The sequence below is a fragment of the Amycolatopsis sp. NPDC051106 genome (genome assembly GCF_040682775.1).
Taxonomy (GTDB): domain Bacteria; phylum Actinomycetota; class Actinomycetes; order Mycobacteriales; family Pseudonocardiaceae; genus Amycolatopsis.
On record NZ_JBFBBQ010000001.1, the window covers coordinates 182,179 to 202,685 of the forward strand.

Sequence of the window (20,507 nt, forward strand, 5' to 3'; positions counted from 1 at the left end):
GCGGAGCCCCGGATGTCACAGCACACCCGTTAGGCTTCGGCCCGTGCTGCTCAGTGACCGTGACCTCCGCAAAGAGCTCGACGCCGGCCGGCTCGGCATCGACCCCTTCGATCCCGCCATGGTCCAGCCGTCCAGCATCGACGTCCGGCTCGACCGGTTCTTCCGGGTCTTCGACAACAGCAAGTACACCCACATCGACCCGCAGCTGCAGCAGGACGAGCTGACCTCGCTCGTCGAGAAGGAGGGCGAAGAACCCTTCGTCCTGCACCCGGGTGAGTTCGTGCTCGGCTCGACGTTCGAGCTCGTCACCCTGGCCGACGACCTCGCCGGGCGGCTCGAAGGCAAGTCGTCGCTCGGCCGCCTCGGGCTGCTCACGCACTCGACCGCCGGGTTCATCGACCCGGGCTTCTCCGGGCACATCACGCTCGAGCTGTCGAACGTCGCGAACCTGCCGATCACGCTCTGGCCGGGTATGAAGATCGGCCAGCTGTGCATCTTCCGGCTCTCCAGCGCGGCCGAGTTCCCGTACGGCTCGAGCGAGGCCGGGTCCCGCTACCAGGGACAGCGCGGTCCGACCCCGAGCCGGGCGTACAAGAACTTCCACCGCGTCGACACCTGGCGCTAGGCGGAGATCTTCTCGTCCCAGTCGATGCGGTGCTGCCACATGAAGGCGTTCGGGTCCTCGTCGAACGGCTTCGAGAAGATCCGCTTGAGGAAGAGATCGCGGACGACGCGCCCGACCGGGCCGATCACCTTGTTGTCGCCGTTGCGCTTTCCCGCCGCGACGACGGCTTCGACGCGCTCCCGCCGCAGGCTCTCGTACGTGCTCAGCGCGCGCTCGATGTCCGGCACGTCGCGAAGGCACTTGCCCAGCGTGACGGCGTCTTCGATGGCCATCGACGCGCCCTGGCCCGCCGCCGGTGACGTGGCGTGCGCCGCGTCGCCGATGATCACCATGCGGCCGCGGTGCCAGACCGGGACCGTCGGGAAGTCGAACGTCGGCCACGCCGGGTAGACGTCGCGGGTCGCGCGGATGATCTCCGTCGCCGGCGTGCGGTCGCGGGCCACCAGGTCCAGCAGCTCGGCGCGCAGTTTCTCGCCGGCCAGCGTCGCCAGCTCGGACGCGGTCGGCTCGGTCTTGCGGGCCGGGTTGGCGAACCACCAGACGCGGCCGTCCTTCGGGCTCACGACGTGGCAGAAGAACACGCGCTTGCCGAAGACCATGTTCAGCACGCCCGGTTCGTCCGGCAGGGTCAGGCCTTCGGCGAACCCGCCGGTGTTGAGCAGCGGCACGTACCGCGGCGCCGGCGCGTCCGGGTCGATGATCGTGCGGACGCGCGAACGGAGCCCGTCGGCGCCGACCAGCAGATCGCCTTCGACGTGTGAGCCATCCGAGAAGTCGGCTCTGACCTGGCCGGACGTCTGGCTCGCGCCGATCAGGCGTTTGCCGTACTCGGCTCGGATCCCGCGGCGGGCGGCCTCGTCGCGCAGGGCGACGTAGAGGTCGGAGCGCAGCACGGTCTGGGTCACGGTGCCGTCCGGCAGTGTGCCGCCGAGGATGAATTCGGTCAGGCGGGTGCCGTTGCCGAGCCCGATCGACATGCTGGGCGAGTCGAAGCCCGTGCTCTTGACGACGTCCGTGAGTCCCAGCGGCCGCAGCGCGTCCAGGCCGTTGACGGCCAGCGTGAGGAACGCGCCGACGCCCTCGGCGCCCCGGTCGTACGCCTCGAACAACACCGGTTCATGCCCGGCTTCGTGCAGGGCGATGGCCGTGATCGTGCCCGCGATGCCGCCCCCGATGATCAGTGCTCGTGTCATCTCGTTCGTCCCCTCGAATCTCTTAGAAACTAATTCGTTCTGTCGAACTAAAGAGTGGGCTAGGCTGGAGCCCGTGTCAAGCGAGCGAGCGCACCTGGTCGAAGAAGTCCTGCTCAGGTCCCGGGAGCTGTCGACGGAGACGGTCATGTTCCACACCGCGATCTCCGAGACGCGGGGGCTGTCGGCGGTCGACGCCAAGGTCCTGGACTACCTCGCGCGCTTCGGGCCGCAGACGCCGAAGGACCTCGCGCGGCTCTCCGGCCTGGCGCCCGCGTCGGTGACCGCGATGATCGACCGGCTGGAGCGCAAGGGCATCGTCGACCGCCGGCCGCACCCCGACGACCGCCGCCGCGTCCTCATCGCGCTGGACGAGCAGGCCATCGCGAGCGGCGTGCACCTGTGGGACAACCTCGTCAAGCGCATGTACGAGCTGTGCGACCGCTACACCGACGACGAGCTCCGCACGGTGATCGGGTTCGTCGAAGCAGCCACCGCCCTCACCCACGAGTCGACGGTGAAGCTGACCGGCTCCACGGACGGGTGAGAATGGGGGCGTAAACCCCTCGTTCGTGCCAAGCTCCGGAAGGTCGTCCCGGCCCCGGAGGTAGCGAGGAATGCGGTTGACCGAGAGACCGCTTCGCTCGGTTTTCGTTCTGGTGTCGATCTTTCTGGCCGCGGCGCTGACGCCGGCGGCCGGTGCGGCCGGCGCCCCGCCCTTCGCGGTCGGCTATGACGACGTCGTCTACGGCGACTTCCTGTACGCGGGCAACGGCGTCCTGCGCTGCCCGGTCGCCGCCGACCACGCGCCGGTAGCGGGTGCGGCGGACACGCCCGCGGCGTGCGCGAACACCGCGGACCGCAAGGAAACCCTGGTCAACGACGACTTCTTCATGCACTGGGCCGACGTCGACGCCGACCCGGCCACCTTCGACTCCGCGAGCGCGTCCGTGCGCATCCCGCCCGGTGCGCGGATCGTCTTCGCCCGCCTGAACTGGGCGGGCAACACGACGGGGAAGACGTGCGGATTTCGCGAGGGTGTCCCGGCCGTTGCGCCGCCGGGGAACCCCGCCACGCAGGACGTCCGGCTTTCGGTGGGCAGTGCGAAGTCCGTCGACGTTTATCCGTCGGCCTTCGCGGAAGATGGCCCGTACTATTCCGCCCACGCCGACGTGACCAGCGAGTTCGCGGGCGTGCCGACCGGCGCCGCGCTCGACGTGACGGTCGGCAACGTCTGGGCGCCCCAGGGTTTCGACTGCGCCGGCGGCTGGTCGGTCGCCCTCGTCTACGCGTATCCGTCCCGCAACCCCGACTTCGCGCCGAACAAGCGCAAGGTCGTCGTCTACGACGGACACGTCCGCCAGGCCTCCGACGTCCCCACGGAAACGACGATCACCGGCTTCCGCGCGGCGGCCGCCGACGCGCACCTCGGCGTCACCGCCTACGACGGCGACTGGGGTGGCTCCGGCGACCAGTTCCTGGTCGACGGCACCCCGGCCGCCGAGCCCGCGACCGGCGGGACGTCGAACTTCTTCGTCTCCAACGCCGACAACGCGGCCGCGCCGGGGGTGAAGAACAACTTCAGCGTGGACGCCAAGGCGTTCAACGTCGACAACATCCCCGCGGGCGCGACGAGCGCGAAGCTCGGCTTCGTCACGAGCGGGGACAGTTATCTCGCGCAGAACATGGCGTTTTCCGTGCCGGTGCCCGAACTCCAGGTCGCCCTGCGCGCGACGCGGCCGAAGACGCACGCCGGCGAGCCGGTGACGTTCGCCGTCGCCGTGACCAACCCGGGCGGCGTCGCGGCGTCCGGCGTGCAGGTCGCCGACGAGACCTTTCCGGCCTGCGCCAAGCCACTCGGCCCGCTCGCCCCGGGCCAGACGGTCACCTACGACTGCGCCGGCCCCGCCCCGGCCGACGACTTCACGAACACGGTGAAGGCCACCGGCACGAGCGCCCTCGGTGACGCGCTCGACGGCACCGCGACGACCGCCGTCGACGTCGTGCACCCGTCCTTGGGCATGACGAAGACGGCCGACAAGCCCGCCTACCGCGCCGGCGACACCGCGACCTTCGCCATCAAGGTCACGAACACCGGCGACATCGGGCTTTCCGGCCTGCGGGTCACCGACCCGAAGGCGCCTTCGTGCGCCCTCGCCGGGGCTCTCGCACCCGGCGAAAGCCGCACGACGACGTGCACGGCGAAGGCCCCGATCGCCGACGGCGTCAACACCGCGAGCGCGGCCGCCACCGACGAGCTCGGCAAGGAGGTCACGGCCACCGCGGACGCCCCCGCGCCGACGATCGCGCCCGCCGTCGAGGTCACCAAGACCGCGGACCCGCCGGTGATCCACGCGGGCGACGCCGTGACGTTCTCCGTCGCGGTCAAGAACACCGGCGACAGCCCGCTCTCGCCGGTGAAGGTCACCGACGACACGACGACGTCGTGTTCGCGCACGTTCGAGGGCCTGGCCGCGGGCGCGACGCAGACGTACACGTGCACGGCGAACCCGTCCACGACGACGACGTCGCACGTGACCGCCACCGGCACCGACCTCGCGGCCCAACCGGTGTCCGCCACCGCGCCGGCGACCGTCACGGTGATCACGCCGGCCCTGACGCTCACAAAGGACGCCAAGCCCGGCATCGTCCGCACCGGCGACCCGATCACGTTCACGATCACGGTCGCCAACGCCGGCGACGCCCCCCTGACGGAGGTCGCCGTCACCGACGACCGCACGCCGGCGTGCGCCAAGCCGATCGGCGCGCTGCCGCCGCAGGGCAGGCAGACCTATACCTGCACCGCGCCGGCCCCGCCGGACGACTTCACCAACACGGCGGCCGCGTCGGGGAAGGACGCGCTCGGCCGCACGGTGAAGGTCACCGACGACGCCGTGGTCGACGTGATCCACCCGGGGGTGGCGCTCGCCGCGCAGGCTTCGCCCGCGGCTGTCCGCGAAGGCGACACGGTGACCTGGACGATCACCGCCACCAACACGGGCGACGTGCCGCTGACCGGCGTGGTGGTCGCGGACGACCAGGTCGCGGAGTGCGCGAAGCCGCTCGGGACGCTCCAGCCGCAGGCGGCTTCGACGTACACGTGCGCGACGGTCGCGAGCGCCACCGGCTTCACGAGCAAGCCGACGGTGACGGGCACGGACCCGACGGCCCGTCCGGTGACGGCCGGCGCGGAGGCCGCGTTCGCCGTGCAGCACCCGGGCGTGGCCATCACCGCGGCGGTCACGGGCGGACCGTTCCGCGAGGGTGACGCGGTGCCGCTGCGGATCACGGTGCGCAACACCGGCGACGTGCCACTGACCGGCTTGCGGGTCACGGACTCGCAAGTGCCTGGTCGGCAGGCTGCCGCAGATGCACCGACTCCGGCCACGCAGGTTGGCCGCCCGCAGGCCACTGGTCAGCACGCTGCCACCGATACGCCGGCCCCGGAGGCCGGCCCTATGGCCACCGGCTCGCAGGCGTCTGGTCGGCAAGCTGCCGTGGACGCATCGGCACCGGCTGCGCAGGTCGGCCCTGGAGTCGCTGGACCGCAGGCGCGTGGTCAGCAAACTGCTGCCGACACACCGACCGCGGTCACGCCGGCAGCCAGCCCTCGGGCCACCGGCCCGCAGGCGCGAGCCACCGGCTGCGCCCAGGTTCTCGAGGGCTCCCTCGAACCCGGTGGCACCCGTGACTTCGGCTGCACCCTCACCGCGCCGGCCGACGACGTCACCGCCGCCGTCCGTCTCACCGGCACTCCGCCCACCGGCCCCGCGGTCACCGCGACCGCCCAAGCGAACCTCGACGTCATCCACCCGGCCATCACGATCAGCAGGACCGTCGACCTCAGGATCGTCCGCCCGGGCGATGTCGTCACCTCGACGATCACCGTCACCAACACCGGCGACAGCGTGCTGCGCGACGTCTCCGTGGCCGATCCAGGCGCACCGGCATGCGCCAAACTCCTGGGTTCACTCGAACCGCGAGCCACGCAGAACTACAGCTGCACTCAAGCCGCCGCTGAAGCCGACTTCACCGCCACTGCGGCCGTCACCGCCACTGACGCCACGAACCGTCCCGTGACCGCCACCGCCGGGGAACCGGTCGATGTCATCCACCCGGCGGTCACCATCACGAACGACGCGACGCCCGCGCAGGTCCGGCAAGGCGATACCGTCACGTTCACCCTCGTCGTCGCGAACACCGGCGATGTCCCGCTGACCGGCGTGTCCCTTGTGGACAGTCGAACTCCGGCGTGCGCTCAGTCCATCGGCACCCTCCCTCCCGGCGCTTCCCAGCACCACTCCTGCACGGTAAACGCCGGCACCGACAGTTTCGTGAGCTCCGCCACCGCAATCGGCACCGATCCGACGAACCGCCAGGTCAGCGCCACCGACGATGCCGCCTACACCGTCCAGCACCCGGCACTCGCGATCACGCAGGACATGCAAGACAGGAAGGACACGAAGGGCCCCTTCCGCCCAGGCGACGCCGTGCCCCTCACGATCACCGTCGTGAACACCGGCGACGTCCCCCTGACCGACGTGAAGGTCAGCGAGCCCTGCGTAAAGGCCTTCGACAGGCTCGAACCCGGTGCGAGCCAGAAGTTCGACTGCACCACGACCGCGCCGCAGGACGACGTCGTGAGCACAGCGAAAGCCACGGCCAAGGCCCCGATCGGCCCGCCGGTCACCGCCGAGGACGCCGACGAGATCGACGTCATCCATCCGGCCGTGAAGATCACCAAAGAAGCCAGGCCGAGCACAGTCCGTGCCGGCGACGAAGTCACGTTCACGATCAGCGTCACCAACACCGGTGACGTCCCGCTGACCAGCGTGTCCGTTGTGGACGACGAACCGTGCGCGAAGAAGCTCGCCACTCTGGCAGCCGGAGAAAAGCGGATCTACACCTGCGCGAGAAAAGCGCCGGACGACGACTTCGGCACCACCACCGAAGTAACCGGAATGGACCCGGGCAATCGCTCCGTGCAATCGAAAGCCGAAGTGAAAGTCGACGTCATCCACCCGCAGATCGCCTTGATGAAGGACGCGACGCCGTACGAAGTCCGCCCGGGCGACATCGTCACGTTCTCGATTCTGGTCAAGAACACCGGCGACGTGCCGCTCACCGCCGTCTCCGTCGTGGACGACCACACGGCGTCGTGCGCGCATACCGCACCCGCCCTGGCCGCGGACGCCGAAATCACCTACACCTGCACGGCGATCGCGGGGAAAAACGGCTTCACGGGCAAGGCGACCGTCACCGCCCAGGACCCGACTGCCCGCCCGGTGACGGCGTCCGGCGACGCCACCTTCGAAGTTCGAAGCGGCTGAACGGAGTAACGCCGAAGCGTCCGATTGCCGCTGAATCCATGTCGGTCGTCGAATGCCGGGCCCGGGAAATGTGACCAGTGCGTTCGTAGGGTTCTCGCTGTAATCGTTCCGTGATACGTTCTCGCGCCGTGTCCCCCATTGGTGAACGTGGTCGCGTGGTGATGGTGTCACTCAGTGTGCTGCTCGGCGTTTTCTCCGCCGCGACAGGCACCTGGATGGCCACCGCGGAAGGCAACACGGCCGAACTCGGCGCCGCGGCCTTGGTGCTGCCCGACGCGCCGGGTGCCTCCGGGGGCGGCAGCGGCACCGAACTGGCGGGCGGGCAGGCTCCGGCCACGAAGCCGGTCACGACCGACGCTCCCGTGCCGACGACCTCCAGTGCGGCTCCGACCCCGACCGAGACGTCCGAAGCCCCGAAGCCGACGACTTCGGAAGCGGCTCCGCCGCCGAGCACCAAGGCCGCGGCCCGCGTCGCGTCCTCGACCACCGAGCAGGTCATCTCCCTGGTCAACGACGAGCGCGCGCAGGCCGGCTGCAAGCCGTTGACCGAGGAATCGCACCTGACCAAGGCCGCGCAGGACTACAGCGACGACATGTCCGCCCGGAATTTCTTCGCCCACACCAACCCCGAGGGCGTCACGTTCGACCAGCGCATCAAGACTGCCGGCTACTCGAAGCCGGGCGCGGAGAACATCGCGAAGGGACAGACGTCCGCCGCGCAGGTCATGGACGCCTGGATGAACTCCGAGGGCCACCGCGCGAACATCCTGAACTGCTCGCTGGCGAAGATCGGCGTCGGTTTCACCAAGGCGGGCAACTACTGGGTCCAGGACTTCGGGTACTGAGGGCCGGCTAGGCCGGGTTGTTCCAGCGCTCCGCGATGTCGCCGTAGCGGGCGAGCACGGTCGCGCGCAGCTCGGGATCCGTCCGCGGCACCGGCTCGATGAACACCTCGGTGACGTCGTTGAACGACTCGGTCAGCTCGCCCGCGAGCCGGACGCACGCGCGTTCGAGGTCGGCGGCGCTCAGGGAGTCGTCGAAGTCGACGCGGGTGCAGACGAGGACCTGGTCGGTGCCCATCAGCATCGTCTGCAGGTCCACGACGGCCTCGATCTCCGGCGCGGCGGCGAGGTGGTCGCGGACGCCGCGGACGATCTCCGGGTTGGCCTGGCGGCCGATGAGCAGGCCGCGGTTGGTCCGCCCGAGCAGGTAGGCGACGAAGGCGAGCAGCACGCCGATCACGATCGACGCGACGCCGTCCCAGACCTCCGAGCCGGTGATCTGGTGCAGGCCGATGCCGGCGAACGCGACCAGCAGGCCGACCAGCGCGGCGGAGTCCTCGAACAGCACGGTCTTCGGGGTGGGATCGTCGATCAGGCGGAGATATGCCCAGAATGACCGGTTCTCGGCCCGGGAGTCCCGGACGGTCTGGCGCACCGCCTGCACCCACGACGTGCCTTCGAGCAGGAAAGCCACCGCCAGCACGATGTAACTGAGGATCGACGTGCTCTGCGCCTCGCCGTGGCCGAACAGCGTCGAGACGCCCTCGTAGAGCGCGAACATCGAGCCCGACGCGAAGATCGACACGGCGGCGAGCAGCGACCAGAAGTAGCGCTCCTTGCCGTAGCCGAAGGGGTGCACGCGGTCGGCCGGGCGGTCGGAACGTTTCAACGCGGTCAGCAGCAGGACCTCGGTGAAGGTGTCGGCCACCGAGTGGGCCGCTTCGGAAAGCATCGCGCCGGAGCCGGTGATGATGCCCGCGATCAGTTTCATGACCGCGATCGCCAGGTTCACCCCGCCGGCGAGCAGGACGGTCAGGGTGCTTTCGCCACCGGGCTTTTCGGGTTCCTCGCTCACCTTGAAGAGCGTAATGGTCAGAGGCGGCGCAGGCCGTGCAGCACGCGTTCCATCAGCGCCACGGCCGGGCGGCCGTCGGTGTTCACGCGGTTGTCGTGGATGGTGACCAGGCCCTGTTCCGCCATGTCGTCGAGCAGCACCCGGGCGACGCCGAGCGGCACGCTGAGCCTGGCGGCGACCTCGGCGACCGAGCGCGGGTGGTGGCACAGCGTGCGCACCGAGCGGAACTCGCCGCTGAGCCGGGCGCCGTTCCAGTGCGAGCCGGCGCGCGTCGAAACCATGGCCTCGATCGCCAGGTGCCGCCGCGACTGCGTCCGGCCGCGCGTGAGGACGTAAGGGCGCACGAGCGTCCGCTGCGTGGGGAGCTGGCCGGCCGGCTCCATGGGGTACTCGCCGACGGGCGGGATATCGCGGAGGGCGTGCCGGCCGGTGGTTTCCCCGAACCCGGTTCCCGTGGTCCGCAGGTCCTCGCCCATCCGCGCTGCCCCCTGATTCCGTGATCGTCGAAGTGGCCTCGCTGGCAGCGGTGGCGGCGAGGAAAGCCCAGGATACGCCCGGTGGAGGGGCTTTTGGCCAAGGTTTGTTTCCGCCCTGATGGGCCATTGCGGTGAATATTGTGAACGTTATTCGTGTAATCGATTTCCGAGTTTCACGTAATGAGAAACGGCCCCGGTCAGGTGTCTGACCGGGGCCGTGCGTTTTTGGGCTGTTTGTCACTCCTCCGCGAGCGACGGCGCCCCGAGGGCGATCGGTTTCGGCTCCGGCTTGCGCTTGACCGATTCGAGCAGCATCTGGGCGACGTCGACGATCTCGACCTTCTCGCTCGCGCTGCCGTCGGCCTGGCGGGCCGTGAGGCCGTCGTTCAGCATCACCTTGCAGAACGGGCAGCCGGTCGCGATCTTCGACGGCGCGGTGCCGAGCGCCTCGTCGACGCGCTCGACGTTGATCCGCTTGCCGATCTTCTCTTCCATCCACATCCGCGCGCCGCCGGCGCCGCAGCACATCGACTTGTCGCCGTGCCGCGGCATCTCACGCAGCTGCGCGCCGGTCGCGCCGACGAGCTCGCGCGGCGCCTCGTACACCTTGTTGTGGCGGCCGAGGTAGCACGGGTCGTGGTAGGTGACGTCCTCGGCGACCGGCGCCACCGGCACCAGCTGCTTCTCGCGAACCAGCCGGTTCAGCAGCTGCGTGTGGTGCACGACGTCGAACTGGCCACCCAGCTCCGGGTACTCGTTGGCGAGGGTGTTGAAGCAGTGCGCGCAGGTCACGACGACCTTGCGCGTCTTGCGCTCCCGGCCCTCGAACACCGAGTTCAGGACCTCGACGTTCTGCTGCGCCAGCATCTGGAACAGGAACTCGTTGCCCGCGCGGCGCGCCGGGTCACCGGTGCAGGACTCCTCCGAGCCGAGCACCTTGTACTTGACGCCGGCCATGTGCAGCAGCTCGGCGACCGCTCGCGTCGTCTTCTTCGCGCGGTCCTCGAACGCGCCGGCGCAGCCGACCCAGAAGAGATACTCGGCGTCGCCCATGTCGCCGTCGAACACCGGGACCTCGAAGTCCAGGTCCTCGGTCCAGGCCAGCCGGTCCTTGGCGTTCTGGCCCCACGGGTTGCCCTTGTTCTCCAGGTTCTTGAACATGCCGTTCAGCTCGCTGGGGAACGACGACTCGATCATCACCTGGTAGCGGCGCATGTCGACGATGTGGTCGACGTGCTCGATGTCGACCGGGCACTGCTCGACGCAGGCGCCGCAGCTGGTGCAGGACCAGAGGACGTCGGGGTCGATGACGCCGCCGTCATCGCCGATCAGGGCCTTCTGCGACTCGGCGATCGCGAGGACGTCGATCCCGGCGTACATGTTGTCGCCGGACAGGCCGACCTCGTCCCCGGCCATGTCGCGCTTGCCGCCGGCCATCAGGTACGGCGCCTTCGCGTAAGCGTGGTCACGCAGCTGCGTGATGACCAGCTTCGGCGACAGCGGCTTGCCCGTGTTCCACGCGGGGCACTGCTCCTGGCAGCGGCCGCATTCGGTGCACGTCGAGAAGTCCAGCCAGCCCTTCCAGCTGAAGTCCTCGATCTTGCCGACGCCGAAGGTGTCCTCGTCCGGGTCGGCTTCCTCGAGGTCGAGGACCTTGCCGCCGCTCATCATCGGCTTGAGCGCGCCGAGCGCGACGCCGCCGTCGGCCTCGCGCTTGAAGTAGATGTTGAAGAACGCGCTGAAGCGGTGCCAGGCGATGCCCATGGTCATCGTGCGCGCGACGACGATCAGCCAGACCGTGGCGCTCATCAGCTTGACGAACGCGAACACCGTGACCAGGTTCGGGCTGGCCGGCAGCAGCTGGCCGATCGGGTTCGAGACGAAGGACGCCCACAGCGGCCCCTCGTGCGTGTTCAGCGCGGACTTCGCGGCGCGGACGCCGATGATGCCGATGCCCTCGATCAGGACGACGGCCTCGACGAAGTACGCCCACTTGAAGCTCGAGCCGGCGAAGCGCGACTGGCGGTCGGCGCGGCGCGGGTGGTTGCGCTGGCGGATCGCCATCAGCACCAGGATGCCGACGATCGTCCCGAGCCCGAGCAGCTCCATGAGCAGCTGGAACGGCGGGAAGTCGTCGAGGATCGGCCAGCCCCACGTCGGGACGAAGACCTCGCCGTACGCCTCGAACAGGGCGAGCGAGCCGAGCAGGAAGCCCCACATGACGAGCCAGTGAGCCGGCCCGACGCTGCGTTTGCGGTTCATCCGCGTGTGCGCGGCGAACTCCTTGATCAGCGTCTTCATGCGCGGCATGAACGGCCCGTTGCGCGTCGAGTCGGGCTGCCCGAGCCGGATCACCCGCACGAAACGGGCGATCGTCGCGGCGAACATGCCCCAGGCGACGAGGCCGAGCACGACGGAGATCCCGCCGAGCGTCAGTTGGAGAGCGCCCATCGTTCGGGTGCCTTTCGTCCGGAAAGAACTGTGGTGGTGCCGGGAGACTAACCTTCCTTACTGATGAGTAACCCGTTGAGTGGCCCTAAGTCCCACCGATGTGGTGTACGTCGCTCTTTGTTTTGGGACGATCGTTCAGGTAGTTTTCACCCTATGGGTGCCTACCTTCTTCTCGCGTTGGCGATCGCCGCCGAGGTCTCCGCGACGGTCTCGCTGAAGCTCTCTGAGGGCTTCTCCAAGCTCGGGCCGTCGATCATCGTGGTGGCCGGTTACGCCATCGCGTTCGTCCTGCTCGCGCGGGTGCTGAAGATGGGGCTGGCGGTCGGGGTCGTGTACGCGATCTGGGCCGCGGCCGGGGTCGCCCTGGTGGCGATCATCGGCGTCGTGTTCCTCAAAGAGCCGATCAACGCGGCGATGATCGGCGGGCTGGCGCTGGTGGTCGGCGGGGTCGTGCTGATCGAACTGGGGAGCGCGTCGGCGTGAAACTGCAGGTCGACGGCCGCAAGGCGCGGGGTGACAAGCGGCGCGCGGAGATCATCGCGGCCACGCTGCGGATCATCGAGCGAGACGGCGTCGCGGGCGTGACGCACCGGACGGTGGCGGCCGAGGCCGGCGTGCCGACGACGTCCACGACCTATCACTTCTCGTCGCTGGACGACCTGCTCATCGCGACGCTCATCTCGTGCGCCCGCGACATGGCGACCGAGGTCTACTGGATGATCGACCGGGCCCGCTCACGCGGTTCGCGCGGCGCCGAGGAGGTCGCGGGCCTGCTCGCGGAGGCCTTGGGCCCGCGCCGCGGGCGGACGATGGCCGAGTACGAGCTGTACCTCCTGGCGGCGCGGAAGCCGGAGCTGCGGCCGGCCGCGCGTCGCTGGCTGGACGTCCTGACGTCGATGGTCCGCCACGACGACGAAGTGGCGTTCCGGGTCTTCCTCGCGGGTATCGACGGGCTGCTGATCCAGGGCCTGATCGACGACGAGCCGCCGTCCGCGGAAGAGCTGCGCCCGGTGGTGGACTACCTGCTGAAACCGCGTTGACGCCGGGCTTATTTTCGGATCATGCGGACCTTCGGTGACTACGAGCTCGACGACGACCGGACGCGGCTCGACCTCGACGTGGTGTGGAAGTTCCTCTCGACCGAGGCCTACTGGGGCCGCTGGCGCACCCGCGAGCAGGTCGAGGCCGCGATCGACGGGTCCTGGCGGGTCGTCGGCGCCTACCGCGGTGACGAACTGGTCGGCTTCGCGCGCGCCTTCTCCGACGGCGTGTCTTCGGCGTACCTGGCCGACGTCTTCGTCGTCGACTCCGCGCGGGGAACCGGACTCGGCAAGGAGATCGTGCGCGAGATGATCGACAACGGGCCCGGTTCGGGTTTCCGCTGGATGCTGCACACCGCCGACGCGCACGGGCTGTACCGGCAGTTCGGCTTCGGCGAGCACACCAAGGGGCGTTACCTGGAGCGCGAAGGCGTCAACAAGGAAGCGTTGCGCTGAAGGAAGGCCTCCCACGATCGGGTGGGGATTTCGAGCGTTCCGCCCGGGCGGTCCTTGGTGTCGCGGATCCGCACCACCTGAGCGAGCGCAACCTCCACGCAATCCGCATCCGCGCTGTGGCTCGATTTCCGCCAGTGCATGTCAGGCCTCCAGTTCGGCGAGCACCTCCCGGAGGAGCTGCGCGGAGTCGGGCTCGCTCAGCGCGAGGGAGGTCATGGATCCGGCGGCGGCGCGGTAGGCCGCCACCTGATCGTCATCGTAGAGGTAGACGCTGCCCTGGTACTGCTCGAGAAAGACGATGGGCGGCAGCGCCGCGAACTCCAGGATCGAGAACGAGCCCCACATCCCGGGGTGACCGTGTTCGGTAGCCGGGAGGATCCGCAGCCCGATGTTCTCCCGGTTCATCGCCGCGAGGAGCCGGCGAAGCTGCTCCGCCATGACCGCCGGGCCGCCGAAGCCTCGCCGCAACGCGGACTCGCCGAGCAGGACCGAATAGCCGAGCCGGTCGGCGCCGCGAAGCCGCTCCTGCCGGGTCAGCTTGACCGCGGTCAGTCGCTCGATCTCCTCCCTGGTGCGCCGGGGAAGCGCAACGAGCGCGCGGATGTAGTCCTCGGTCTGCAGCAGCCCGGGCATCAGGATCGGCTGCCAGGTGAACACGGCGGTGGCCGCGCGCTCGAATTCGGCATGGGCGGCGACATCGGGCGCCACTGTGGCCTCGAGCCAGTTGGGCTCGCGGGCGTGCTCCGCCAGTTCAAGCAACCGTTTTCGCTCTTCCGCCCCTACGCGCAGCTGCCCGAGCAGGAGCGCGACCTCCTCCACTTTCGGCACCCGGAGGCCGAGTTCCCAGTTGGACAGTTCCGCCGGATACATGTCCGTGGCCCGCGCCAGCTCGCGTAAGCCGTACCCGCGCGCCATGCGTGCCTTCCTCAACCCGAACCCCAGCGCTCTCGACCGGGGTGTCGCTATCGGTGGTGACATGACCGCAGTGTGTCATCGGCCACCGACGAAAACGGGCCCGGCACCGTTGCCGATCCGCAACAGCGCCGGGCCCGGCTCCGGCCTCAGCCCTTGTTTTCGTACACCGGCGTGATCACGGCGCGAGCCAGCGTGTGTCCGAACATGTTGAAGCCCAGGAACGCCGGGGTCGCGTCCTCCGGTACGTCCAGCTTGTCGACGTCCAGCGCGTGCACCGCGAAGTAATAACGGTGCGGGCCGTGCCCGGGCGGGGGCGCCGCGCCGAGGAACTGCTTGACCCCGCCGTCGCCCTTCAGCGTCACCGCGCCTTCCGGCAAGCCGGAACCGTCGCCCGCGCCGGAGGCCAGCTCCGTCACCGAAGCCGGGATGTTGAACACGGCCCAGTGCCAGAAACCGCTGCCGGTCGGGGCGTCCGGGTCGTAGCACGTCACCGCGAAGCTCTTCGTCTCCGCCGGGAAGCCTTCCCAGGCCAGCTGCGGCGAACGGTCCTCGCCGCCGGCGCCGAAGATGCCGGAGAGGTGGGGCGTGGCGAGGGTTTCGCCGTCGGCGACGTCGTTGCTGCGGAGGGTGAAGGACGGCACGTCGGGCAGGGATTCGTACGGGCCGGGTGCTTGCGGCATGGATCCTCCTGATCACGGAACTGAGCCTGGCGCCAGGTTAGGCCCCTCGACCCGCCCCCGCGTGTCAGGGACGGATCTCAGGGTCTTTCGGGGGGTTACCCCCATGTGCTCACCCCTCACCCGGCCATAACGTTTCTCACGCAGAGGAAACAACACTGAGGGGACCAACGACCATGGCGCGCCCGCTTCTGGCTCTGGGTGGCATCGTCCTGATCGGCGTCGGCCTGGCGACCGCGTTCGGCTGGGGCTGGGGATCGGACTTCCAGAACACCAAAACCCTTTCGGAGACCATTCGCAGCGTGAAGCTGGAAGGCGACTCGGGGTCGGTGAAGATCCGCACCGGCACGGGATCGCCGACGGTGCACGAAAAGGTCAGTTACCACTGGCGCGGCAAGCCGGGTGAGACGTTCTTCCGCGTCGACGGCGACCAGCTCGTGCTCACCGACTGCGGGAACAACTGCTCGGTCGACTTCGAGGTGGTCGTGCCCGCGGGCGTGCCGGTGACCGGCCGGCTGGACTCGGGTGGCTTGGACGTCGCCGGGGTGGCGAGCGTGGACGTCCAGTCGGACTCCGGCCACGCGCGCGTCGAAGACGTGCCCGGCCTGGTGAAGCTGCGGCTGGAGAGCGGCGGGATCGACCTGTCGGACGTCGGTGAAGTCCAGGTGCACGCGGACTCGGGCAGCATCAAGGGCACCGGGGTGCGGGGCCCGGTCGACGTGACGGCGTCGAGCGGGAGCGTCGACTTCACGTTGGCGCAGGCGAACAACGTCAAGATCAAGGCCGACAGCGGCAGTGTCGACGTCGAGGTGCCGGGCGGGCCGTACCGGGTCGTCGGCGACAGCGACAGCGGGCGCCGGAACATCGACGTCCCGACCGACGGCTCCGCGCCGAACACGCTCGACCTCACGACCGACAGCGGCAGCGTCACGGTCCGCGCGGCCTGACCTTTTCCTTACTACGGGGGCTTTTCACCATGGGCAAGATCGAACGGCGCGTGCTGGCGGCCGCGCTGCTGGGGGCCGTCGCGATGTTCGGCGTCGTGGGGTTCACGCGGGGGGAGGGGTCCACGGCGCCGGCGCAGGGGGTGCCGGTCGCCGTGGATTCCCACTATCGAGTGACTTCCTGGGTTGGCACCCCGGCAGAAGTCGTTGTGCAGCAAGGAAACCCCGATTTCTTCCTCTCGTCCTGGACCGGCCACCGCTCCTGAATCGTCGGTGGTCGCTGTTAGGAAGGGAGCACGCCGAAGGACGGCGTGCAGGGGGAGGACCAAGATCATGGACGTGCGCCGGGTCGTCGCGGTCATCGCGGCGGTCGTGCTCATGGCGGCGGTACCGGCCGTCGCTTCAGCGTCTCCGCTGAGGTGGCAGCCGTGCGCGACACAGCAGGAACCGACAGCCGAATGTGCCACGGTCGACGTGCCGATCGACCGCGCCAGACCGGAGCTCGGGTCGGCGCGGCTCGCGCTGGCCCGGTTGCCCGCGCTCGATCCGGGCGGGCGGATCGGCTCCCTGCTGGTGAACCCGGGCGGGCCGGGCGGCTCCGGCGTCGGGTTCGTGCAGTTCGGCGGGCTGGCGTCGCCGGACCTCGCGCGGCTGCGGCAGCGGTTCGACGTCGTCGGCTTCGACCCGCGCGGCGACTGGTTCAGCACGCCCCGCATCACGTGTGACCCGGCGACGTTGTTCGATCCGGCGCTCGACCGGTTCCCGTCGTCCCGGCCGGGGTTCGACGCGCTGGTGGCGCACAACCGCGCGGCGGGCGAGGACTGCCTGGCCCGCACCGGGCCGTTGCTGGCGAACGCGGACACGCAGAGCGCGGCCGAGGACATCGAGACGATCCGCGTGGCGCTCAGCGAGCCGAAGATCTCGTGGCTGGGCCTGTCGTACGGCACCGAGCTGGGCGCGGTCTACGCGTCGAAGCACCCCGGCCGGGTGCGCACGATGGTGCTCGACGGCGCGATCGACCACGCCCGGCCACTGCGCCAGGCGATCCTCGAAGAGGCCGCGGCGACCGAAGACGCGCTGGTCCGGTTCGCGGACTGGTGCCGTGGCTCGGCCGGCTGCGCCCTGCGTGGCCGGGACGTCCTGCGCTTCTACGACGACGTCGTGGCCCGAGCGGCGCGGGGCGCGGTGTGGGCGAGCGACCTGGGCCGGCCGGCGACGGCCGACGAGATCTCGGCCGGCGTCTACAACCACCTCTACATCCGGGAAGAGTGGCCGGCGCTGGGCAAGGCGCTGGCCGCGGCCGGCGGCGAGTTCCCCGACGCCAAGGGGCTGACCGAGCGGAACCAGTTCCTGTCCCCGATCTACGGCGCGTACCGGGCGATCGGCTGCCACGACTTCCCGTCGCCGTTCACCGGTCCGGCGGACCTGGGGGCGATGGCCAGGCTGCTCCGCGCGGTGGCGCCGCACAGCTGGCGGTACTCGGAGTACTGGGACTTCACCAGTGGCTGCACGGGCTGGCCGGTGCCGGCGAAGAACCCACCGCAACCGCACCCGGTCCACGGCGCCCCGCCGATCCTGGTGGTCGGCGGCGCCCACGACCCGGCGACGCCGCTGGCCTGGGCCCGCGGCCTGGCGGCGAGCATCGACGGCGCGGCGTTGCTGACCCGCACCGACGACGGCCACACGGGGCTGTTCAACTCGGCGTGCGCCCGCGCGGCCGAGGTGGACTACCTGGTGAGCGGTGTCACACCCGGCCGCGGCCACATCTGCCGCTGAACCCGGGAACAAGAACCCGGACCGGCTCGTTAGGCTGGATACGAAGGTTGAGTGCAGTCGACTCAAGTCCGACTTGACGGGGTGCACGAAGGCCTGACTAAACTTGCCAGAGCCTCGCTCAAGGCGAGGAAGAACGTGCAGGTCACGAACCAAAGCAGGCTTACACAGGAGGAAAGCACCATGGCGCGAGCGGTCGGCATCGACCTCGGCACGACCAACTCGGTCGTCGCCGTCCTTGAGGGCGGCGAGCCGACGGTCATCGCCAACTCGGAAGGCTCCCGGACCACCCCTTCGATCGTCGCCTTCGCCAAGAACGGCGAAGTGCTGACCGGTCAGCCGGCGAAGAACCAGGCCGTGACTAACGTCGACCGGACGATCCGGTCCGTGAAGCGGCACATCGGCACCGACTGGAAGACCGAGATCGACGGCAAGAACTACACGTCGCAGGAGATCAGCGCCCGGGTGCTGATGAAGCTCAAGCGCGACGCCGAGGCGTACCTGGGCGAGACCATCACCGACGCGGTGATCACCGTCCCGGCGTACTTCGAGGACGCGCAGCGGCAGGCCACCAAGGAGGCCGGGCAGATCGCCGGCCTGAACGTGCTCCGCATCGTCAACGAGCCGACCGCCGCCGCGCTGGCGTACGGCCTGGACAAGGGCGAGAAGGAGCAGACCATCCTGGTCTTCGACCTCGGTGGTGGCACCTTCGACGTCTCGCTGCTGGAGATCGGCGAGGGCGTCGTCGAGGTTCGCGCGACCTCCGGTGACAACCACCTCGGTGGTGACGACTGGGACGAGCGCATCGTCAAGTGGCTGATCGACAAGTTCAAGGCCGCGAACGGCATCGACCTGACCAAGGACAAGATGGCGCTGCAGCGCATCCGCGAGGCGGCGGAAAAGGCGAAGATCGAGCTGTCCAGCTCGAACTCGGCCGGCATCAACCTGCCCTACATCACGGTCGACGCCGACAAGAACCCGCTGTTCCTCGACGAGCAGCTTTCCCGCGCGGAGTTCCAGAAGATCACCTCGGACCTGCTCGAGCGCACCCGGAACCCGTTCAACAACGTCATCCGTGACGCGGGCATCGCCGTCGGCGACATCGACCACGTCGTGCTCGTCGGTGGTTCCACCCGCATGCCGGCCGTGTCCGACCTGGTCAAGGAGCTGACCGGCGGCCGCGAGCCGAACAAGGGCGTGAACCCGGACGAGGTCGTCGCGGTCGGCGCGGCGCTGCAGGCCGGTGTCCTGAAGGGTGAGGTCAAGGACGTCCTGCTGCTGGACGTGACCCCGCTGTCGCTGGGCATCGAGACCAAGGGTGGCGTGTTCACCAAGCTCATCGAGCGCAACACCACGATCCCGACCAAGCGTTCGGAGATCTTCTCCACCGCGGACGACAACCAGCCGTCGGTGCAGATCCAGGTGTTCCAGGGTGAGCGCGAGATCGCCGCGCACAACAAGAAGCTCGGCATGTTCGAGCTGACCGGTCTCCCGCCCGCCCCGCGTGGCGTGCCGCAGATCGAGGTCACCTTCGACATCGACGCGAACGGCATCGTGCACGTCCTGGCGAAGGACCTGGGCACGAACAAGGAGCAGTCGATGACGATCACCGGTGGCTCCGCGCTGCCGAAGGACGACATCGAGCGGATGGTCAAGGACGCCGAGGCGCACGCCGAGGAGGACAAGACCCGTCGCGAAGAGGCCGAGACCCGCAACCAGGCCGAGACGCTGGTCTACCAGACCGAGAAGTTCCTCAAGGACAACGACGACAAGCTGCCCGACGACCTGAAGGCCAAGGTCAAGTCCGCGATCGACGAGTCGAACGAGGCGCTCAAGGGCACCGACTCGGCCAAGATCCGCGAGTCGATCGAGAAGCTGAACACCGCTTCGCAGGAGCTGGGCACCGCTCTGTACGCCAACGCGAACGCCGACGCGGCGGCCGGTGCGGCCGGTGCCGGTGCCGCGGGGGCGGCCGGTGGCGACGCCGGTGCGGCCGGCGGCCAGGCCAAGGCCGATGACGTGGTGGACGCCGAGATCGTCGAAGAGGACGAGAAGAAGTGACCCACAGCTACGACGAATCCGAGAACCAGGGCCGCGGCCCCGAGGAGCCGGTGGTCGTGCGGGATCGGCGGCGGGTGGACCCCCAGACCGGGCAGGTTCGCCCGCCCGGTCCGGCCCACGCCGCGCCGGAGCCGGAGGAGGCCCCCGTGGAGCACGCGGGCCCCTCGCTTGGCGAGTCTATTATGGACGATTCGGTGTCGGTCGTTTCCGACATCGAGAAGGAGCTGGCCGAGCGCACCGCCGACCTCCAGCGCCTGCAGGCCGAGTACGCCAACTACCGCAAGCGCGTCGAGCGTGACCGCGAGGCGGTCGTGCTCGGTGCCAAGGCGACCGTGGTGAACGACCTGCTGCCGCTGCTCGACGACCTCGAGCGGGCCGAGCAGCACGGTGACCTCACCGGGGCGTTCAAGGCCGTCGGCGACAAGCTGATCAGCGGCCTGCAGCGCGCGGGGCTCGAGTCGTTCGGCAGCGAGGGCGAGGCCTTCGACCCGAGCGTGCACGAGGCCGTGCAGCACAACACCTCGCCGGACGTGGCGGGCCCGACGGTGACCGTGGTCATGCGCCGCGGCTACCGCTTCGGCGACCGGGTCCTGCGGGCGGCACTGGTCGGGGTCACCGACCACGAGCCCGGTGGCCCGGCGGAGCACCCGCCCGTCGGTGGCGAGCTGCCACTCGACGGCGGACTCGATGAGCAGCAGCAGTAAGCAGTATC

At 69.4% G+C, this 20,507-nt stretch carries 19 protein-coding genes; 12 read left to right on the top strand and 7 right to left on the bottom strand.

The features are described 5' to 3' along the window. Nucleotides 1-43 precede the first annotated feature (43 nt). Entirely contained in the window at nucleotides 44-625 is a 582-nt protein-coding gene (gene dcd, locus AB0M83_RS00855; RefSeq protein WP_286000938.1) for a dCTP deaminase, read from the top strand. On the opposite strand, the gene AB0M83_RS00860 is transcribed toward dcd, so the two are convergent. Further along, nucleotides 622-1,818, bottom strand: a complete 1,197-nt coding sequence (locus AB0M83_RS00860) for an NAD(P)/FAD-dependent oxidoreductase (protein WP_364510409.1) — start codon at nucleotides 1,816-1,818, stop codon at nucleotides 622-624. The two genes, dcd and AB0M83_RS00860, sit on opposite strands and share 4 nt — an antisense overlap. Before the next feature lie 73 nt (nucleotides 1,819-1,891). Between AB0M83_RS00860 and AB0M83_RS00865 the strand changes: the two genes are divergently transcribed. The 3 genes from AB0M83_RS00865 to AB0M83_RS00875 all read left to right on the top strand — a co-directional run bounded on the left by AB0M83_RS00865 (nucleotide 1,892) and on the right by AB0M83_RS00875 (nucleotide 7,990). Further along, a complete protein-coding gene (locus AB0M83_RS00865) occupies nucleotides 1,892-2,362 on the top strand; it encodes a MarR family transcriptional regulator (RefSeq protein ID WP_364510411.1) in 471 nt (156 codons plus the stop codon). A gap of 112 nt (nucleotides 2,363-2,474) precedes the next feature. Continuing rightward, nucleotides 2,475-7,145: a hypothetical protein gene (locus tag AB0M83_RS00870; protein WP_364510414.1), complete on the top strand. Its 4,671-nt coding sequence runs from the start codon at nucleotides 2,475-2,477 to the stop codon at nucleotides 7,143-7,145. A gap of 155 nt (nucleotides 7,146-7,300) precedes the next feature. Beyond that, nucleotides 7,301-7,990, top strand: coding sequence for a CAP domain-containing protein (locus AB0M83_RS00875; RefSeq protein ID WP_364510417.1), 690 nt, complete (start codon nucleotides 7,301-7,303; stop codon nucleotides 7,988-7,990). Between the two features lie 7 nt (nucleotides 7,991-7,997). On the opposite strand, the gene AB0M83_RS00880 is transcribed toward AB0M83_RS00875, so the two are convergent. The 3 genes from AB0M83_RS00880 to AB0M83_RS00890 form a co-directional block, all read right to left on the bottom strand. After that, complete coding sequence (locus AB0M83_RS00880) at nucleotides 7,998-9,002, bottom strand: cation diffusion facilitator family transporter (RefSeq protein ID WP_364510419.1); 1,005 nt, start codon at nucleotides 9,000-9,002, stop codon at nucleotides 7,998-8,000. A gap of 17 nt (nucleotides 9,003-9,019) precedes the next feature. After that, complete coding sequence (locus AB0M83_RS00885) at nucleotides 9,020-9,478, bottom strand: DUF742 domain-containing protein (RefSeq protein ID WP_364510422.1); 459 nt, start codon at nucleotides 9,476-9,478, stop codon at nucleotides 9,020-9,022. Between the two features lie 237 nt (nucleotides 9,479-9,715). Next, a complete protein-coding gene (locus AB0M83_RS00890) occupies nucleotides 9,716-11,929 on the bottom strand; it encodes a (Fe-S)-binding protein (protein ID WP_364510425.1) in 2,214 nt (737 codons plus the stop codon). Between the two features lie 153 nt (nucleotides 11,930-12,082). Here AB0M83_RS00890 and AB0M83_RS00895 point away from each other — a divergent pair, with 153 nt between their 5' ends. From AB0M83_RS00895 to AB0M83_RS00905, 3 genes are read left to right on the top strand one after another with little or no spacing between them, the layout of a single operon-like run. Further along, nucleotides 12,083-12,412 carry an SMR family transporter gene (locus AB0M83_RS00895; RefSeq protein WP_364510428.1) on the top strand — a complete coding sequence of 110 codons (330 nt, stop codon included), beginning with the start codon at nucleotides 12,083-12,085 and terminating at the stop codon, nucleotides 12,410-12,412. After that, nucleotides 12,409-12,969 (top strand): TetR family transcriptional regulator, encoded by a 561-nt coding sequence (locus AB0M83_RS00900; protein ID WP_364510431.1) that lies wholly within the window; start codon nucleotides 12,409-12,411, stop codon nucleotides 12,967-12,969. The genes AB0M83_RS00895 and AB0M83_RS00900 overlap by 4 nt, the downstream gene beginning before the upstream one ends. 21 nt (nucleotides 12,970-12,990) lie before the next feature. Then, the gene (locus AB0M83_RS00905) at nucleotides 12,991-13,425 is read left to right on the top strand and encodes a GNAT family N-acetyltransferase (RefSeq protein WP_364510433.1); all 435 of its coding nucleotides are present in this window, start codon (nucleotides 12,991-12,993) and stop codon (nucleotides 13,423-13,425) included. Here the strand turns inward: AB0M83_RS00905 and AB0M83_RS00910 are convergent. The 3 genes from AB0M83_RS00910 to AB0M83_RS00920 all read right to left on the bottom strand — a co-directional run bounded on the left by AB0M83_RS00910 (nucleotide 13,383) and on the right by AB0M83_RS00920 (nucleotide 15,020). Beyond that, the gene (locus AB0M83_RS00910; protein WP_364510436.1) at nucleotides 13,383-13,565 is read right to left on the bottom strand and encodes a DUF397 domain-containing protein; all 183 of its coding nucleotides are present in this window, start codon (nucleotides 13,563-13,565) and stop codon (nucleotides 13,383-13,385) included. The genes AB0M83_RS00905 and AB0M83_RS00910 overlap by 43 nt on opposite strands. A gap of 1 nt (nucleotide 13,566) precedes the next feature. After that, nucleotides 13,567-14,403 (bottom strand): helix-turn-helix transcriptional regulator, encoded by an 837-nt coding sequence (locus AB0M83_RS00915; protein ID WP_364510439.1) that lies wholly within the window; start codon nucleotides 14,401-14,403, stop codon nucleotides 13,567-13,569. An 83-nt stretch (nucleotides 14,404-14,486) separates the two neighbouring features. Next, nucleotides 14,487-15,020: a YbhB/YbcL family Raf kinase inhibitor-like protein gene (locus AB0M83_RS00920; protein WP_364510442.1), complete on the bottom strand. Its 534-nt coding sequence runs from the start codon at nucleotides 15,018-15,020 to the stop codon at nucleotides 14,487-14,489. A gap of 173 nt (nucleotides 15,021-15,193) precedes the next feature. Between AB0M83_RS00920 and AB0M83_RS00925 the strand changes: the two genes are divergently transcribed. The 5 genes from AB0M83_RS00925 (at nucleotide 15,194) to grpE (ending at nucleotide 20,499) form a co-directional block, all read left to right on the top strand. After that, the gene (locus AB0M83_RS00925) at nucleotides 15,194-15,964 is read left to right on the top strand and encodes a DUF4097 family beta strand repeat-containing protein (RefSeq protein WP_364510445.1); all 771 of its coding nucleotides are present in this window, start codon (nucleotides 15,194-15,196) and stop codon (nucleotides 15,962-15,964) included. Nucleotides 15,965-15,993: 29 nt separating this feature from the next. Beyond that, nucleotides 15,994-16,227: a hypothetical protein gene (locus tag AB0M83_RS00930; RefSeq protein ID WP_364510448.1), complete on the top strand. Its 234-nt coding sequence runs from the start codon at nucleotides 15,994-15,996 to the stop codon at nucleotides 16,225-16,227. Between the two features lie 67 nt (nucleotides 16,228-16,294). Next, complete coding sequence (locus AB0M83_RS00935; protein WP_364510450.1) at nucleotides 16,295-17,737, top strand: alpha/beta hydrolase; 1,443 nt, start codon at nucleotides 16,295-16,297, stop codon at nucleotides 17,735-17,737. Between the two features lie 180 nt (nucleotides 17,738-17,917). Next, entirely contained in the window at nucleotides 17,918-19,795 is a 1,878-nt protein-coding gene (dnaK, locus tag AB0M83_RS00940; protein ID WP_364510452.1) for a molecular chaperone DnaK, read from the top strand. Further along, nucleotides 19,792-20,499 (top strand): nucleotide exchange factor GrpE, encoded by a 708-nt coding sequence (grpE, locus tag AB0M83_RS00945; protein WP_364510455.1) that lies wholly within the window; start codon nucleotides 19,792-19,794, stop codon nucleotides 20,497-20,499. The genes dnaK and grpE overlap by 4 nt, the downstream gene beginning before the upstream one ends. The last annotated feature ends 8 nt before the right edge of the window (nucleotides 20,500-20,507 follow it).